The organism is Streptomyces sindenensis, from assembly GCF_014649035.1.
Taxonomy (GTDB): Bacteria; Actinomycetota; Actinomycetes; order Streptomycetales; family Streptomycetaceae; genus Streptomyces; species Streptomyces sindenensis.
In genome coordinates, this window is sequence record NZ_BMSG01000006.1 from 187,294 (window position 1) to 203,676 (window position 16,383).

Below are 16,383 nucleotides of genomic sequence, written 5' to 3' on the forward strand. Positions count from 1 at the left end.
GCACCGCGGTGGCCGTACGACGGAGGGGCCGGAACGCGGGAGGGCGGCACCGCCGCCCCCTCAGAACCCCCTGGTCCGCTTCGCCGCCCGGCGGCTCGCCCCGCCGATCGCCCCCGGCAGCCCCATGAACAGCCGGGAGATCTCGCTCCCCAGATTCACCCCGATCGCGATGGCCAGCGCCGTCGCCACCGCCGTCGACAGCGAGGTGAGCCCGGTGACCAGCTCGTTCTGCGCCACGCCCAGCAGACCGAAGTACGTCGCCGAACCGGGCAGCAGCGGCCCGATCGCCGCCGTGATGTACGGCAGCGAGGAGTGGAACCGGTAGCGCGAGAACAGCTGGCCGAACAGGCCGACCAGCCCGGCCGCCACCGCCGTCGCCGCGACCGGTGAGATGCCCCCGGTCCGGGCCATCGCCCCGAAGATGATCCAGGCCACGCCGCCGTTCAGGGTCACCGCCAGCACGGTCGACCGCTCCTGCTGGAGCAGCACGGCGAAGGCCAGGCTCAGCGCCATCGACGCCAGGATCTGGACCACCGGCTCGTCGTAGGGCGTGAACCGGGCCTCGGGGTTGAGCTGCGCCCCGAGCTGGAGCCCCAGGTACAGGACGATCAGCACGCCCGCGACGATCCCGATGAAGAAGTACATGACTTCGAGCAGCCGGGCCGAGGCGGTGATGTAGTAACCGGTCAGCCCGTCCTGCACGCCCGCCACCAGCGCCCGCCCCGGCAGCAGCGCGAACAGCCCACCGGTGATCACCGCGGACGGGCGGACGTCCGTCGAATGGGTCAGCGTCAGTGCAACGCCCAACGCGGCGGGCGGCATCGCGGCCACCGTGAACTGGTAGAACTCCGGCAGCCCGCGCCCGGCGCACAGCCACGCCAGCCGGTCGCCGAGCATCGCGCCCGCCGCCGCCACCAGGAACACCAGGAACCCACCGCCGACCAGCACGGAGGCCGAACCGGCCAGCAGCCCGGCGGCCGCCGTCAGCACCCAGCCCGGATACGGGTGACGGTTACGGCGGATCTCCGCGAGCCGCCGGTAGGCCTCCTCCAGCGACACCTCGGCGTCCGTGCTGGTGATGTCGTCGACCAGCCGGAACACCGCCGCAAGACGCGTGTAGTCGGTGCCCCGGCGGCGTACGGTACGGCTCGCCGTCACCGGGTCGTCGACCAGCGACGGCTGGTGCGAGATGGACAGCAGGGTGAACGTGACCGTCGGCTCACTGCGGTCCAGACCGTAGGACCGGGTCACCGCGAACATCGCCGCCTCGACGTCCTCGGCGCCCTCGCCGCCCGCCAGCAGCAGCTCCCCGATACGCAGCGTCAGGTCGAGCACGCGCGGCACGGCCGGACCCGTGTCGTCGTCGGTGCGCTGGATCGACTCGGCCGCCGGACGCTCCGTCACCGGCATCCGCAGCATCGTGCGCATCCGGTCCTGCCAGGGCGCCTCCTTGGTCAGCTTGACCATCGGAATGCCCTGCGCCGGGGTGAAGGCGGGCGGCGACTGCTGGGCCCGGTACGTGCTCGGCGGGGTGAAAGCGGAACTCAGCGTGTCGGAGTTCGCACCGCCTCCAACGCCGCCGCCCGAGCCGGCCGGACCGTGCTGTTCCGGCTGCACCCCGGTCGGCAGCGCGAACTCCGACGTCGGATGGTCCTCCTCGGGCGGTGACACCGGATGCATCGTCCCTGCGGGCGGAGCGAAAGCGCTCCGCGCCTCGTCGGACTGGGGCTTCTGGTCCTCAGGACCGCCCGATTCCGCCACCACTCGACCTCGTTCCTGCTCGACTGCACGTCACTGGGGGTCGGCCCCGTCGCACGTGTGCCCAGTATGGCCACCGGCATGGGCCCCGCACGCGAGGAAGCGCGGACAGCGAAACGGGCGGCACACCCGCGAAGGTGTACCGCCCGTTCGAAGACGGCCGTCCGGCTCACAAACGGAACCGGAAGAGGGACGTCAGTGCGCGCCGCCCTGCGCCTCAAGACGCTTGTAGGAGGCCTCGATCTCGGCCTCCGCCTCGGCGCGGCCGACCCAGTCGGCGCCCTCGACGGACTTGCCCGGCTCCAGGTCCTTGTAGACCTCGAAGAAGTGCTGGATCTCCAGGCGGTCGAACTCCGACACGTGGTGGATGTCGCGCAGGTGCTCCACACGCGGGTCGGACGCCGGGACGCAGAGCAGCTTGTCGTCGCCGCCCGCCTCGTCGGTCATCCGGAACATGCCGATGGCGCGGCACTTGATGAGGCAACCGGGGAAGGTCGGCTCGTCCAGGATGACCAGCGCGTCCAGCGGGTCGCCGTCCTCGCCGAGGGTGTTCTCGACGAAGCCGTAGTCGGCCGGGTAGCTGGTCGAGGTGAAGAGTCGACGGTCCAGGCGGATCCGACCGGTCTCGTGGTCCACCTCGTACTTGTTCCGCGAACCCTTCGGGATCTCGATGGTGACGTCGAACTCCACGGGTGGCTCCTCCATGATCAACACATACGACTGGTGATTAAGTGTCCCCCACGCAGAAGTGTGCTCGCGAAAGGGGCTGGTCAGCGGTGGCCGAGCAGGTGGAAGAACCGTCGGTGCGCCCCTCGGGCCCGTGGGGCGGGCCGAAGATCCTGACGAAGAAGCGCAACGGGGCGTACACCTGGCAGGTGATCGCAGGCTCCGCAGCGCTCGGCCTGGTCGTCGCCGCCGGCGCCGTCCTCGCCGCCGGCCCCTGGGACAACGGTCAGCGTAAGGCCGAGCGGGCACTCGCAGCCGCCGGTGACCGCACAGGTGGCGCACATCACGGCCGCCCGACGCCCGACGGCCCCCGCCCGGCCCCCAGCGCCCCGGCCGTCCTGCCCGCCCTCGGCACCACCACCCAGGACACCCCCCAGGACCCCGCCGCACTCCGCGACACCCTCGCCCCGCTCATCGGCGAGCCCGGCCTAGGCGACAAGGTCGCCGCGTCCGTCATCGACACCGCCACCGGCGAGCAGCTGTACGGGCAGGGCGCCACCACCCCGATGACCCCGGCCTCCACCATCAAGATCGCCACCGCCACCGCGGCCCTCTCGGTCCTCGGCCCCGACCACCGCATCGCCACGACCGCCGCGCTGTCCCCCGACTCCCGCACCGTCACCCTCGTCGGCGGCGGCGACCCCACGCTCAGCAGGGCGGCCCTGCGCGCGATGGCCGCCGACACCGCCGACGCCCTGCGCGAGGAGGACCGGGACTCCGTACGGCTGGCCTACGACATCTCCCGCTACACCGGCCCCGTGCTCCACCCGATCAGCCCCAACGAGAACATCGCGCCCGTCACGGCTCTGATGGTCAACGAGGGCCGCCTCAACGACACGGACCGCGGCACCGCCGAGCGCAGCAAGGACCCCGCGGGCGACGCCGCCCGCACCTTCGCCGCCGCGCTGGAGAAGGCCGGCGTCAAGGTCACCGGCGCCCCCCGCGAGGCCCGCGCCGACGACGAGGCCCGCACCGTCGCGACCCACCGCTCCGCCCCGCTCGACGCCCTCGTCGAGCGCACCCTCACCAACAGCGACAACGACATCGCCGAGGCCCTCGCCCGGCAGACCGCCATCGCCAAGGGCGAGAGCGCCTCGTTCGCCGGGGCCCGCCGCGCCGTCACCAACGAGCTGAAGAAGCTCAAGGTGCCGGTGGCCGGCGCCCACTTCGCCGACGGCAGCGGCCTGGACCGCGCGGGCCGGGTCACCCCCGCCCTCCTCACCGCCCTCCTCGCCCGCGCCGCCGAACCCGACCGCCCCGGACTCCGCCCGGTCCTCACCGGCCTCCCGATCGCCGGATTCAGCGGCACCCTCGGCGGCCGGTACGGGTCCGACGCCGAGGGCACCGGCCTGATCCGCGCCAAGACCGGCACCCTCTACGGCGTCAACTCCCTCGCCGGCACCGTCGTCGACCGCCGGGGCCGGCTGCTCGCCTTCGCCTTCCTCGCCTCCGGCAGCCTGACCGCGAGCGAGGCCGAGCCCGCCCTCGACGCCCTGGCCACCGCCGTCGCCGGAACGGGCGGCTGAGCACGGGGCCCCACCCGAAGAGCGGCCCAAGACCTCACCAAGGGACGACGGGCTCACGTACGGTTGACGCATGACGAGCATCGGTGGTGCCCAGATGGTCGACTGGAATCTCGCGGTGGCGACCGCGACCCGGCTCGTACGGCCCGGGCCCGACATCAGCCGCGAGGAGGCCCGCGCCGTCGTCGCGGAGCTCCGGCGGCACGCCAAGGCCTCCGAGGAGCACGTCCGGCTCTTCACCCGGATGATCCCCGAAGGCACCGAACCCGAGGACACCCCCGTCCTCGTCGTCGACCGCCCCGGCTGGATCAGGGCCAACGTCGCCGGCTTCCGCGAACTCCTCCACCCCCTGCTCGCCAAGATGGAGAGCCGCCGCTCCGGCGGACCCGGCGGAGCCGTCCTCGGCGCGGTCGGCGGCAAGGTCACCGGCGTCGAGCTGGGCATGCTGCTCTCGTTCCTCGCCTCCCGGGTGCTCGGCCAGTACGAGACGTTCGCCCCGGCCACCCGCGAGCTGCCCGCCTCCGCCACCGGGGGCGGCCGGCTCCTGCTCGTCGCCCCCAACATCGTCCACGTCGAACGCGAGCTGGACGTCGACCCGCACGACTTCCGGCTCTGGGTCGCCCTCCACGAGGAGACCCACCGCACCCAGTTCACCGGCGTGCCCTGGCTCCGCGACCACCTCCGGGGCGAGATCCAGACGTTCCTCGACGAGACCGACGTCGACCCGATGACCTTCCTGGAACGCCTCCGCGAGGCCGCCCAGTCCCTCTCCGGCGGCCGCCCCGAGGGCGAACAGGGCGAGAGCGACACCCGCAGCCTCGTCGACATCGTCCAGACCCCCGCCCAGCGCGAGGTCCTCGGCCGCCTCACCGCCGTCATGTCCCTCCTCGAAGGGCACGCGGACTACGTCATGGACGGCGTCGGCCCCGACGTCGTCGGCTCCGTCTCCGAGATCCGCGAGAAGTTCCAGCAGCGCCGCGCCCAGGGCGCCGGCCGCCTCGACCAGGCCCTGCGCAAGCTCCTCGGCCTCGACGCCAAGCTCCGCCAGTACAAGGACGGCGAGAAGTTCGTGACGTCGGTCGTCGACGAGGTCGGCATGGACGGCTTCAACCGGGTCTGGACCTCGCCCAACACCCTCCCGACCAAGGCCGAGATCGCCAAGCCCGCCGACTGGGTCGCGCGCGTGCACCGTAAGGCCGAATCCTGACCACCGGGCGCCCCGGGCAGTCCCGAAGGACCGATATTCGCCCCTCAATCACCCATCCGAGGGACCATGGAGGCCCGGGAAGGCGTGCAATGCTCGATGAACAGCTTGCCTCTGTCACCATCGACGCACTCTGAGTGACGGGACTCACGCGTTCCGGCGCTCGACGCTCCTCCCGAACTCCACGAAGGGCACCGGACATGGGTCCCCATCCTGCGGTCGCGGCGATACGCCTGGCGGTCCGCCGCGTACTCCACGACGTCATCACCGAATGCCGGCGGAACGCCGACAGCCCCGCCCGGCCCGCCGAAGCGGCCAGGCGCCCCGCGCACGCCGCCGGCTCCCCCTACGCCGAGGCCGCCGCCGCGGGCGGCTCCCGCACCGCCCTCCCCGAACGGCCCGGCACCCCGCTCGTCCTCGTCGCCTGCTCCGGCGGCGCCGACTCCATGGCGCTCGCCTCCGCGCTCGCCTTCGAGGCCCGCAAGCTCGACGTCCGGGCCGGCGGCATCACCGTCGACCACAACCTCCAGCCGGGCTCCGGCCACCGCGCCGCCGAGGTCGTCACCCGGCTCACCGCCATGGACCTCGACCCCGTCGAGGCCGTCGCCGTGCACGTCGGACGCGAGGGCGGCCCCGAGGCCGCCGCCCGCGACGCCCGCTACGCCGCGCTGGACGCCGCCGCGGAACGCCACGGCGCCGCCGCCGTCCTCCTCGGCCACACCCGTGACGACCAGGCCGAGACCGTCCTCCTCGGCCTCGCCCGCGGCTCCGGCATCCGCTCGCTCTCCGGCATGGCCGCCGCCTCCGGACCGGCCGGCCGCTACCGCCGCCCCTTCCTCCAGCTCGACCGGCAGACCGCCCGCAAGGCCTGCCTGGTCCAGTCGATCCCCGTCTGGGACGACCCGCACAACCTCGACCCCGCCTACACCCGCTCCCGGCTCCGCCACGAAGGGCTGCCCGCCCTGGAGAAGGCGCTCGGCAAAGGCGTCGTCGAAGCCCTCGCCCGTACCGCCCAGCTCTCCCGCGACGACGCCGACGCCCTGGACACCTGGGCCGCCGAGGCCGAGCTGTCCGTACGCGACGAGACCGGCCGCCTGGAGTGCGCGGGGCTCTACGCCCTGCCCCCCGCCGTACGCCGCCGGGTGCTGCGCCGCGCCCTGATCGAGGCCGGGGCACCCGCCGGCTCCCTCTTCGCCCGGCACCTCGAAGAAGTCGACCGCCTGATCACCGGCTGGCGCGGCCAGCGGGCCATCAACCTGCCCGGCCGCGTCGAAGCGCTGCGTCAGGGTGGCAGACTGGTCATTCGGCAGAGCTGACGCGCGAGCGGCTGAAGTGCAGACGAACCGCCGCCGGCCCGGGCACACCCGGACCGGCGGACCGGGCCGTCGGCAGCACAGAAAGAGACGTGGGTGAACGAGAAGGACATGGGTACCGACCTTCAGTCGGTGCTCCTCACCAAGGAAGAGATCGACGCGAAGCTCGTCGAGCTGGCCGCGAAGATCGACGCGGAGTACGCGGGCAAGGACCTGCTGATCGTCGGCGTCCTCAAGGGCGCGGTGATGGTCATGGCGGACCTGGCGCGCGCGCTGTCCACCCCCGTCACGATGGACTGGATGGCCGTCTCCTCGTACGGGGCGGGCACCCAGTCCTCCGGCGTCGTGCGGATCCTCAAGGACCTCGACACCGACATCAAGGGCAAGCACGTCCTGATCGTCGAGGACATCATCGACTCCGGGCTGACGCTGTCCTGGCTGCTGTCCAACCTGGGCTCCCGGGAGCCGGCCTCGCTGGAGGTCTGCACCCTGCTGCGCAAGCCGGATGCCGCAAAGGTCGCGATCGACGTGAAGTGGATCGGTTTCGACATCCCCAACGAGTTCGTCGTCGGCTACGGGCTGGACTACGCGGAGAAGTACCGCAACCTGCCCTTCGTCGGCACGCTGGCCCCGCACGTCTACGGCGGCTGACCCCCGGGAGGGCCGCCGGGGAACCCTCACCGCCTCCGGACCGTTGGAGCTTCGAAAGCAGGTTTCTCCGCTGCACCCAGCGGTCGCGGGTGCCCATGCTGAGGTACCGTCCGAAGAACACTCTTTTCAAACAGCAGCATTTACCTACGGGCAGGAGGGACGGGGCGTCTTCGCTCCGTATGGATGGACGTGAAGCGATACTTCCGTGGGCCGGTCATGTGGATCGTGCTGGCCGTCCTCGCCGTGGTCGTGTTGATGCAGGTCGTCGGCTCGTCGGGCGGCTACAAGACGGTGGACACCGGCAAGGTGATCCAGGCGATCAGCAAGGACCAGGTGGAGCAGGCCAAGCTGACCACCGGTGACGAACAAATCCTCAAGATCGAACTGAAGGACGGCCAGAAGCTCGAAGGCGAGTCCGGCAGCAAGTTCCAGGCGAGCTACATCGGCAACCAGGGCGTCGAGCTCGCCGACACGCTGCAGACGAAGTTCGAGGCGGGTGACATCGAGAAGGGTTACACCGTCTCGCCGTCGAAGCAGTCCCCGTTCGTCTCGATCCTCCTCTCGCTGCTGCCCTTCGTCCTCATCGTGGTCGTCTTCCTGTTTCTGATGAATCAGATGCAGGGCGGCGGTTCCAAGGTCATGCAGTTCGGCAAGTCCAAGGCCAAGCTGATCACCAAGGACACCCCCAAGACGACCTTCGCCGACGTGGCGGGGTCCGACGAGGCCGTCGAGGAGCTCCACGAGATCAAGGAGTTCCTCCAGGAGCCGGCGAAGTTCCAGGCCGTCGGCGCCAAGATCCCCAAGGGCGTCCTGCTCTACGGTCCGCCCGGTACGGGCAAGACGCTGCTCGCCCGCGCCGTCGCCGGCGAGGCGGGCGTCCCGTTCTACTCGATCTCCGGGTCCGACTTCGTCGAGATGTTCGTCGGTGTCGGTGCCTCCCGCGTGCGTGACCTCTTCGAGCAGGCCAAGGCGAACGCCCCGGCGATCGTCTTCGTCGACGAGATCGACGCCGTCGGCCGCCACCGCGGCGCCGGCATGGGCGGCGGCCACGACGAGCGCGAGCAGACGCTCAACCAGCTGCTCGTCGAGATGGACGGGTTCGACGTGAAGGGCGGCGTCATCCTGATCGCCGCCACGAACCGCCCGGACATCCTCGACCCGGCGCTCCTGCGCCCGGGCCGCTTCGACCGGCAGATCGCGGTCGACCGCCCCGACATGCAGGGCCGCCTGGAGATCCTCAAGGTGCACCAGAAGGGCAAGCCCGTCGCGGAGGGCGTCGACCTCGGCGCCGTCGCCCGGCGCACGCCCGGCTTCACCGGCGCCGACCTGTCGAACGTGCTCAACGAAGCGGCGCTCCTGACGGCGCGCAGCGACAAGAAGCTCATCGACAACGAGAGCCTCGACGAGGCGATCGACCGCGTCGTGGCGGGCCCGCAGAAGCGGACCCGGATCATGTCCGAGAAGGAGAAGAAGATCACCGCGTACCACGAGGGCGGACACGCCCTGGTCGCGGCGGCCTCCCCCCAGTCGGACCCGGTCCACAAGATCACGATCCTCTCCCGCGGCCGCGCCCTCGGTTACACGATGGTGCTCCCGGAGGAGGACAAGTACTCCACGACCCGCAACGAGATGCTCGACCAGCTGGCGTACATGCTGGGCGGGCGCGCGGCCGAGGAACTGGTCTTCCACGACCCGACCACCGGCGCGGCGAACGACATCGAGAAGGCCACGGCGACGGCCCGCGCGATGGTCACGCAGTACGGCATGACGGAGCGTCTCGGCGCGATCAAGTTCGGCGGCGACAACTCGGAGCCCTTCCTGGGCCGCGAGATGGGCCACCAGCGCGACTACTCGGAAGAGGTCGCGGCCCTGGTCGACGAGGAGGTCAAGAAGCTCATCGAGACCGCCCACAACGACGCGTGGGAGATCCTCGTCGAGAACCGCGACATCCTCGACGCCCTGGTGCTCGAACTGCTGGAGAAGGAGACGCTGGGCAAGGACGAGATCGCCGAGATCTTCGCCCCGATCGTCAAGCGCCCGGCCCGCCCGGCCTGGACCGGATCCGCCCGGCGTACCCCGTCGACGCGTCCCCCGGTGCTCTCGCCCAAGGAGCTGGCCCTCACCAACGGCAGCGCCAACGGCTCGGCCACCCCGCCGGAGATCGCCCCGACGGCGGGCCTGACCAAGGACATCGCCCCGTCCACCGAGGCGATCCCCGAGGACCGTCCGGACGACAACAGCTAGTCCGCGCTCCACGCCAGGTGAGACGCCCGTCACGGGCCGCCGCACCGGTTCCGGAATGCACGCCGCGCCCCCCAGGTTCTAGCCTGTGGGGGCGCGGCTTTTCCGTATGCCTGCGAGGTTCGAGCGCAATCCGCGCATCGGACGGCACAGAGGAACGAGGCACAGATGACCGACCCGGTGACGCTGGACGGCCAGGGTTCGATCGGCGAATTCGACGAGAAGCGGGCCGAGGCGGCCGTACGCGAACTGCTGCTCGCCGTCGGAGAGGACCCGGACCGCGAGGGCCTGCGGGAGACGCCGGGGCGGGTGGCGCGGGCGTACAAGGAGATTCTGGCCGGTCTGCGGCAGGAACCCGAGGACGTGCTCACCACGACGTTCGATCTCGGGCACGACGAGATGGTCCTGGTGAAGGACATCGAGATCATGTCGCTCTGCGAACACCACCTCCTGCCCTTCCACGGCGTCGCGCACGTCGGCTACATACCGGCCGACTCCGGCAAGATCACCGGCCTGTCGAAACTGGCCCGGCTGGTGGACGTCTTCGCCCGCAGGCCCCAGGTGCAGGAACGACTCACCACGCAGGTCGCGGACTCGCTCATGCGGATCCTGGAGGCGCGGGGCGCGATCGTGGTGATCGAGGCCGAGCACATGTGCATGTCGGTGCGGGGCATCCGCAAGCCCGGGGCGAAGACCACGACGTCGGCCGTGCGGGGCCAGCTCCGCGATGCCTCGACCCGCGCCGAGGCGATGAGCCTCATACTGGCGCGCTAGCTGTCAGTGGTGCCCGATACGCTCCTCGGCCTGTGATGGTGAACAGGCCGAGGAGCGCTGCATGAGCGACGGGTTACCGAGCAGGCAGACCGTGAACGCGGTGGGAGGGCGTCTCCGGGCCCGGGAGATCGCTGTCGGCACCAGGCTGTGGACGCTGCACGGGCACCGCGCGGTACAGACGACGGTCACGGACGTGACGGCCGTCAAGGTCAGGACGGCCGTGGAGGTCGCCACGAGCCATGCGGCCTTCACGGTCTCCGGGGATCTTCTCCTGGCCACACCGGCTGGCTGGATCCGTGCCGAGGACGCGGCGGGCAGAACCATCGCGTGGACCCACGCGCGCAAGCTCTGCCGCGAACGGCTCACGTTCCGCATGGGATACGCGTTCGGCTATGTCGTGGGGGCCACCTGTGCCGACGGCACGGTGGGCAAGAACTACGTCTCGCTCGTCGTGAACGACGAGGCGTTCGCCACCCGCTACGCGAGGTGCCTCACGGAGGCGACGGGTCTTGAAGCACGGCTTCAGCCCGTCGTGCGGCCCTCCGGGTATCTGGGGCGGGACCTCCCGGGCTTCCGGGTCCGGGTGGTGTCCTCCTACCTCGCCGACGCCCTGCGTCAGTACGCAGGTGGCGAGGCGCACCACATGAGGCAGGCGTTTCCCCGGGTCGTGCTGCGGGACCGTGAGGTCTTCGACGGTTTCCTCGACGGGTACGCGGACGGTGACGGGTGCCGTGCCAAGCACTGGGCCGGCCGGACCCTGGTCAGCGCCAATGTGCCGTTCCTCGTCGACCTCGCCGAGATCATCGGCGCACGGTTCACCCCGCGAGGAACGGCCTCGCGTCGCACCTGGTCGTGGTGGACCGCTGGGCGGCCCGCGGGACCTTCCGGCCGGAGCATCACGACGCCGACCCCGTGGAATCGAGCTGGGTGACCGTCGAGTCCGTGCGACCCCGTCCCGCGCCCGGCAAGCCGTTCACCCTGTACGGATACCGGCTCCAGCCGCATCCCACGTTCCTGGTCAACGGACATCTGGTCCGCGTGGCGGCGTGACCGGCCCGGTTGCCTCGCGGATCGGGCAGCTGGGCCGTGCCCTGCGTTACGCCGCCGCCGTGCCCGTGCCGTCGTGGTCGTTGCCGTCCTCCGGGAGGCGGCAGACGCGTTCCAGGAAGAGGGCGGCCGCGATGACGCCGATGCCGGCGAGGACCGCCGCGCCCGCGTAGATGGCCTGGTCGCGGCGGGGCGGGATGTCGAGGTAGCTCAGGAGGAAGACGCCCGTGCCGCCGTACATGCCGGCGACCAGGGCGGCCACCAGGGCGCTCGCCTGGCCGAAGACGACCGCGCGGGCCGCGAACAGGGGCTCGACGCCCTTGGCGCCGGGGCGGCGCTCGCGTTGGGCGCGCAGCCGGGCGCGGGTGGAGAGGGCGGTCGCGAGGAGGATCACCGCGATCACGGCGAGCACGATCGACGCGGCCAGCGGGACGCTCGGCAGGGTGCCGAAGGAGTCCCAGAGGCGGGCCCCGCCCCAGGAGAGGACACCGGCGGCGGCGAAGAGGCCCGCCAGTACCCCGAGCCGTAGTTGCTTCACCGCGTGAGCCGCCCTTCGCGCCGCCTGTGCCCGGTCCGGCCGTGCGCCGGACCGCCGTCCGTCGAGCCTAACGATTACTCCGGCAGGCGCAGTTCCAGGTCGGCCCGGGGCAGCACGCTGTCGCGGCCGACCCGGTCGAGGAGCTGCGCCACCGGCCCGGCGCCGGGCAGTTGGGCCTCGGGGTCCATGTCGTGCCAGGGGGCGAGGACGAAGGCCCGCTCGTGGGCGCGCGGGTGGGGGAGGGTGAGGACCGGGTCGTCGGAGAGGACATCGGCGTACGACACGATGTCGACGTCGATGGTGCGCGGGCCCCAACGCTCCTCGCGGACCCGGTCGAAGGCCTCCTCGACGGCCTGGCCGCGCTCCAGCAGGGAGGCGGGCGGCAGCGTCGTCTTCACCAGGATGACGGCGTTGAAGTAGGAGGGCTGCGAGTTCGCCTCGACGCCCCAGGGCTCGGTCTCGTAGACCGGGGAGACGGCCTTGACCCGCAGGCCCGGGGTGTCCTCCAGGGCGTCGACGGCCCCCTGGAGGGTCTCCAGGCGGTTGCCCAGGTTGGAGCCGAGGGAGATCACGGCCATCTTGGGGTTGGAGAGCGTGACGTCGGCGGCGTCCACCTGCCGGACGACGGCGGTCGGGACCGGCTGTACGGTCGGGTCGCTCTGCCCCTCGGTCGAAAATGCGGTCATGCTCGGCTCCGGGTGATGGTGATGGTCACGTCGTCGAAGGGGACGGTGATCGGAGCGTCCGGCTTGTGCACCACGACCTCGACCTCCTGGACGCCTTCGTGCTTCAGGCACTGCTGGGCGATGCGCTCGGCGAGCGTCTCGATCAGATCCACCGGTTCGCCCGTCACCACGTCGACGACCTCCTCGGCCACCACGCCGTAGTGCACGGTGCGGGCCAGGTCGTCGGTGGCTGCCGCGGGGCGGGTGTCGAGGCCGAGCACCAGGTCGACGATGAAGGTCTGGCCCTCTTCCCGCTCCCGGGGGAAGACGCCGTGGTGCCCACGGGCCTTGAGGCCGCGCAGCGCGACACGATCCACGCGAATCACTCCTGCTGTCGTTGGTCGAGAGGCACCCGGCCGCGTGCGGGCGGCGGGGTGCCTTCTTTCGAATCTACCTGCGAGCACCGACAGTGCTCGCCCGTGGGTGCCCGGACAGCGCCTCACCGGGCCGGAAGCCGCCCCTACCCCTTGGTGATCGGTTCGAATCCCTATCGGTCCCGTACCCACTCGGGAGGGTGTTTCCTCCTCGGGAGAGGGATTCCTCAGCGGAGGGATTCCTCAGGGGGTTTCTCAGGGGACTCCTCAGGAAGGGGACTCCTCCTCGTCGTCCTCGTCGGACTCGGTGAGCACCGGCGACCCGTGGTGGGACCAGAGCTTCCAGCCGTCGTCGGTGCGCCGGAACACGTTCGTCGCGACGACCAGCTGGCCCACCAGCGGGCCCAGCGCGTTGCCCTCCTCGGCCGGACCGCCGCTGAGGATGTTCTCGGTGCAGGTGACCAGGGCGGTGTCGCCGGTCATCGCGATGTTGACGTCGGTCAGGAAGAACTGGATGTACTCGGTGTTCGCCATGATCAGGGCGTAGCTGCGCAGCACCTCGCCCCGCCCCGTGAGCACCGGCCAGCCGGGGTGGACGCAGGAGACGGTGAGGTCCTCGCCGGGCAGCCAGCGGCGGGAGAGACCCTCGTGGTCGCCGCGTTCCAGCGCCTCGTAGAAGGCGGTGTTCGCCGCCTCGACCTCCGCGATGTCGGCGGCGGCCTGTGCGTGCTCCTCGTTCACTCGGCTCCCTCGACCGCTCGGGCGACGCGGACCGCGTCGGCGGTGGCCCGCACCTCGTGGACCCGGACCGCCCAGGCACCGGCCTGCGCGGCGAGGGCGGAGACGGCGGCGGTGGCCGCGTCGCGTTCGCGGGCGGGCGGCGGGGAGCTGCCCGGCCCGGCCAGGACGCGGCCGAGGAAACGCTTGCGGGAGGCGGCCACCAGCAGCGGGCGGCCCAGGGTGTGCAGCTCGGCCAGGTGCGCGACGAGCTTCAGGTCGTGGTCGGCGTCCTTCGCGAAGCCGAGGCCGGGGTCGATCACGACGCGTTCCGGGGCGACCCCGCCCGTGACCACCGCGTCCATCCGCCGCCGCAGCTCGTCGAGGACCTCGGCGACGACGTCCTCGTACACCGCGCGGCTGTTCATCGACTCGCTGAAGCCGCGCCAGTGCATCACGACGAACGGGACCTCGGCGGCGGCGACGGCCGGGATCATGCCCGGGTCGGCGAGGCCGCCGCTGACGTCGTTGACCAGGGCGGCCCCGGCGGCGACGGCCTGCTCGGCGACGCGGGCGCGCATGGTGTCCACGGAGACGGTGACGCCCTCGGAGGCCAGGCCCCGCACGACCGGGATCACCCGGCGCAGCTCCTCGGCCTCGTCCACCCGGCTGGCGCCGGGGCGGGTCGACTCGCCGCCCACGTCCACCAGGTCCGCGCCCTCGGAGACCAGATGCAGGCCGTGCTTGACCGCGGCCGTGGTGTCGAACCAGCGGCCGCCGTCGGAGAAGGAGTCGGGCGTCACGTTGACGACCCCCATGACCGCGCAGCGGTCCCACTCCGGCAGCCCTCGGATCGTGCCCCGCGTGCGTGACGTACTCATACGACCAGACTAGGGCGTGTCGTTTCCGCCGTACGACGCGTTACGCCGCGCTCACCTCGTGCTCCGGGCGGGTACGCGCGGTGTGGCCGCACGGGCGGGGTGCGCGGGGCCGGAACGGGCGGGGCGGCGAGAGGTTCACGAACCCCTCCGCGCGCATCGCCGCGATCCCGATGCGGGGCAGGTCCCGGCTGGTGCGGAAGACCACGAAGCGGGGCTCCCAGCGTGGCTTGAACTTGGCGTTGAACTTGTACAGCGACTCGATCTGGAACCAGCGCGAGAGGAAGATCAGCAGGCCGCGCCAGCAGCGCAGCACCGGCCCCGCGCCGAGCCGCTCGCCGCGGGCCAGCGCCGAGCGGAACATCGCGAAGTTCAGCGAGACCCGCTCGACGCCGAGCTTCCCGGCGGCCTGGAGGGAGGCGACGATCAGGAGCTCGTTCATGCCGGGGTCGGCCGAGCGGTCGCGGCGCATCAGCTCCAGGGACATCCCGTCGCGCCCCCACGGGACGAAGTGGAGGACGGCCTTCAGGTCGCCGTGCGGGGAGTCCTCCGTGCCGGATCCGGGCAGGTGGGCGGTGGCGATCACGCAGTCGCCGTCGGCCGGGTCGCCGATGCGGCCGAGCGCCATGGAGAAGCCGCGTTCGGTGTCGGTGCCGCGCCAGTCGGCGGCGGCGCGGCGGATCCGGTCCAGCTCGGCGTCGCCGATGTCACGCGCCCGCCGGACCCGGGTCTCGTATCCGCCGCGCTCGATGCGCTTGACCATCTGCCGCACGTTCCGCATGGCCCGTCCGGCGAGGGAGAAATCCGCCACGTCGACCACCGCCTCGTCGCCCAGCTCCAGGGCGGTGAGCCCGGTCTCGCGGGTCCAGACCTGACCGCCGGTCTCGCTGCACCCCATCACGGCGGGGGTCCAGGAGTGCGCCCGCGCCTCGTCCATGAAGCGCTCGATCGCGCCCGGCCAGGCCTCCACGTCGCCGATGGGGTCGCCGCCGGCCAGCATCACCCCGGAGACGACCCGGTAGCAGACGGCGGCCTTGCCGCTGGGGGAGAAGACGACGGCCTTGTCGCGGCGGAGCGCGAAGTGGCCGAGCGAGTCCCGGCCGCCGTGCCGCTCCAGCAGCTCCCGCAGCCGGCTCTCGTCGTCCTCGGTGAGGCGGGCGGCCGGGTGTTCGGGGCGGAAGGCGAGGTAGATGGTGGTGACGGCGGTCAGCAGGCCGAGCGCGCCCAGCGAGTAGGCCACGGTCCAGCCGGTCCTGCCCGCGTAGTCGACGGGGCCTTCGACGCCGAACAGGCCGTACAGGACGTGCTGGAGGCGGTCGGCGATGGACGGGGCGCCGACGACCCGCCCGGGGTGGACGCTGACGATGATCAGCCCGAGCCCCAGCGAACCGGCCCCGAGCAGCACGAAGTTGGCGAGGGCGCGCCAGCGGCTGCGCGGGTCGGGCAGCGCCCGGAACTGGTCGCGGTGACGCACCAGCAGCCAGCAGAGCGTCAGCGAGACGAGCACCCCGACGATCGAGTGGCGGTAGGCGAACTGGGCCACGGCCCCCACGGGGAGCAGGACCACCGCCGCCCGCCAGGCCCGCCGCTTGTGCCGCTTCAGCCCGTGGGCGAGCAGGAGCAGCAGCACCCCCGCGCTGAGCGAGAGCGCGGCGGCGAACGGTCCGAGCGCCCCGGGGAGCACCTCGGCGAGGGTGTGCATCCGGCTGTGGCGGAAGCGGGGGAAGACGCCGGCGGCGACGTCGATCAGCCCGACGACGGTGCAGGCGGTACCGACGAGGGACGGTACGGATTCGGGGCGCGGCCCGCGCAGCAGCCGGCGTACGCGCTGCGGAACCGATACCGACTTATCCCCATCTAGCGTGACAGACATCGTTTCCCGTGGCTTCGCGAGAGGTTCTCTTGAGTCCGTCCGCGGGCCGGGCCCTGCGGACGATGTGCGCCCTCTAGGACGTGGGCTGCGGAGTGCGGGTT

General features: G+C 71.8%; 15 protein-coding genes. 7 read left to right on the plus strand and 8 right to left on the minus strand.

From position 1 onward, the window contains the following. Positions 1-60: 60 nt before the first annotated feature. Both IE145_RS10410 and IE145_RS10415 read right to left on the minus strand, forming a co-directional pair. Positions 61-1,764 (minus strand): threonine/serine exporter family protein, encoded by a 1,704-nt coding sequence (locus IE145_RS10410; RefSeq protein ID WP_189520627.1) that lies wholly within the window; start codon positions 1,762-1,764, stop codon positions 61-63. A gap of 189 nt (positions 1,765-1,953) precedes the next feature. Next, entirely contained in the window at positions 1,954-2,448 is a 495-nt protein-coding gene (locus tag IE145_RS10415) for an inorganic diphosphatase (protein ID WP_003968257.1), read from the minus strand. Between the two features lie 86 nt (positions 2,449-2,534). Here IE145_RS10415 and dacB point away from each other — a divergent pair, with 86 nt between their 5' ends. The 7 genes from dacB (at position 2,535) to IE145_RS10450 (ending at position 11,121) form a co-directional block, all read left to right on the plus strand. Next, positions 2,535-4,010 carry a D-alanyl-D-alanine carboxypeptidase/D-alanyl-D-alanine endopeptidase gene (dacB, locus tag IE145_RS10420; protein WP_189520628.1) on the plus strand — a complete coding sequence of 492 codons (1,476 nt, stop codon included), beginning with the start codon at positions 2,535-2,537 and terminating at the stop codon, positions 4,008-4,010. Between the two features lie 70 nt (positions 4,011-4,080). Beyond that, positions 4,081-5,214: an Rv3626c family coenzyme F420 biosynthesis-associated protein gene (locus tag IE145_RS10425; protein WP_189520629.1), complete on the plus strand. Its 1,134-nt coding sequence runs from the start codon at positions 4,081-4,083 to the stop codon at positions 5,212-5,214. A 197-nt stretch (positions 5,215-5,411) separates the two neighbouring features. Next, on the plus strand, positions 5,412-6,527 hold the full coding sequence (gene tilS / locus IE145_RS10430) for a tRNA lysidine(34) synthetase TilS (protein WP_189520630.1): 1,116 nt from the start codon (positions 5,412-5,414) through the stop codon (positions 6,525-6,527). Positions 6,528-6,635: 108 nt separating this feature from the next. After that, complete coding sequence (hpt, locus tag IE145_RS10435) at positions 6,636-7,175, plus strand: hypoxanthine phosphoribosyltransferase (RefSeq protein WP_003968263.1); 540 nt, start codon at positions 6,636-6,638, stop codon at positions 7,173-7,175. Between the two features lie 183 nt (positions 7,176-7,358). Further along, on the plus strand, positions 7,359-9,419 hold the full coding sequence (gene ftsH, locus IE145_RS10440) for an ATP-dependent zinc metalloprotease FtsH (RefSeq protein WP_189520631.1): 2,061 nt from the start codon (positions 7,359-7,361) through the stop codon (positions 9,417-9,419). Between the two features lie 165 nt (positions 9,420-9,584). Continuing rightward, on the plus strand, positions 9,585-10,190 hold the full coding sequence (folE, locus tag IE145_RS10445; protein WP_030581782.1) for a GTP cyclohydrolase I FolE: 606 nt from the start codon (positions 9,585-9,587) through the stop codon (positions 10,188-10,190). A 61-nt stretch (positions 10,191-10,251) separates the two neighbouring features. Continuing rightward, positions 10,252-11,121 carry a hypothetical protein gene (locus IE145_RS10450; RefSeq protein ID WP_229825476.1) on the plus strand — a complete coding sequence of 290 codons (870 nt, stop codon included), beginning with the start codon at positions 10,252-10,254 and terminating at the stop codon, positions 11,119-11,121. A 165-nt stretch (positions 11,122-11,286) separates the two neighbouring features. Here IE145_RS10450 and IE145_RS10455 read toward each other — a convergent pair whose 3' ends face one another. The 6 genes from IE145_RS10455 to IE145_RS10480 all read right to left on the minus strand — a co-directional run bounded on the left by IE145_RS10455 (position 11,287) and on the right by IE145_RS10480 (position 16,282). Further along, positions 11,287-11,775, minus strand: a complete 489-nt coding sequence (locus tag IE145_RS10455; RefSeq protein WP_189520632.1) for a DUF3180 domain-containing protein — start codon at positions 11,773-11,775, stop codon at positions 11,287-11,289. Between the two features lie 74 nt (positions 11,776-11,849). Then, entirely contained in the window at positions 11,850-12,461 is a 612-nt protein-coding gene (gene folK / locus IE145_RS10460; RefSeq protein WP_189520633.1) for a 2-amino-4-hydroxy-6-hydroxymethyldihydropteridine diphosphokinase, read from the minus strand. Next, positions 12,458-12,817 (minus strand): dihydroneopterin aldolase, encoded by a 360-nt coding sequence (gene folB / locus IE145_RS10465; protein WP_003968268.1) that lies wholly within the window; start codon positions 12,815-12,817, stop codon positions 12,458-12,460. The genes folK and folB overlap by 4 nt, the downstream gene beginning before the upstream one ends. A 264-nt stretch (positions 12,818-13,081) precedes the next feature. Continuing rightward, entirely contained in the window at positions 13,082-13,555 is a 474-nt protein-coding gene (locus IE145_RS10470) for a nuclear transport factor 2 family protein (RefSeq protein WP_189520634.1), read from the minus strand. Then, positions 13,552-14,412 carry a dihydropteroate synthase gene (gene folP, locus IE145_RS10475; protein ID WP_444545674.1) on the minus strand — a complete coding sequence of 287 codons (861 nt, stop codon included), beginning with the start codon at positions 14,410-14,412 and terminating at the stop codon, positions 13,552-13,554. The genes IE145_RS10470 and folP overlap by 4 nt, the downstream gene beginning before the upstream one ends. A gap of 40 nt (positions 14,413-14,452) precedes the next feature. After that, complete coding sequence (locus IE145_RS10480) at positions 14,453-16,282, minus strand: phosphatidylglycerol lysyltransferase domain-containing protein (protein ID WP_189520635.1); 1,830 nt, start codon at positions 16,280-16,282, stop codon at positions 14,453-14,455. Positions 16,283-16,383: the final 101 nt, after the last annotated feature.

What these genes read in the sequence shown, in the direction of transcription:
- hpt (WP_003968263.1), top strand. Translation starts at nt 6,636, where the DNA reads ATGGGTACCGACCTTCAGTCGGTGCTCCTCACCAAGGAAGAGATCGAC.
- IE145_RS10425 (WP_189520629.1), top strand. Translation starts at nt 4,081, where the DNA reads ATGACGAGCATCGGTGGTGCCCAGATGGTCGACTGGAATCTCGCGGTG.
- folE (WP_030581782.1), top strand. Translation starts at nt 9,585, where the DNA reads ATGACCGACCCGGTGACGCTGGACGGCCAGGGTTCGATCGGCGAATTC.
- ftsH (WP_189520631.1), top strand. Translation starts at nt 7,359, where the DNA reads ATGGACGTGAAGCGATACTTCCGTGGGCCGGTCATGTGGATCGTGCTG.
- IE145_RS10480 (WP_189520635.1), bottom strand. Translation starts at nt 16,282, where the DNA reads ATGTCTGTCACGCTAGATGGGGATAAGTCGGTATCGGTTCCGCAGCGC.
- IE145_RS10450 (WP_229825476.1), top strand. Translation starts at nt 10,252, where the DNA reads ATGAGCGACGGGTTACCGAGCAGGCAGACCGTGAACGCGGTGGGAGGG.
- folP (WP_444545674.1), bottom strand. Translation starts at nt 14,412, where the DNA reads ATGAGTACGTCACGCACGCGGGGCACGATCCGAGGGCTGCCGGAGTGG.
- folK (WP_189520633.1), bottom strand. Translation starts at nt 12,461, where the DNA reads ATGACCGCATTTTCGACCGAGGGGCAGAGCGACCCGACCGTACAGCCG.
- tilS (WP_189520630.1), top strand. Translation starts at nt 5,412, where the DNA reads ATGGGTCCCCATCCTGCGGTCGCGGCGATACGCCTGGCGGTCCGCCGC.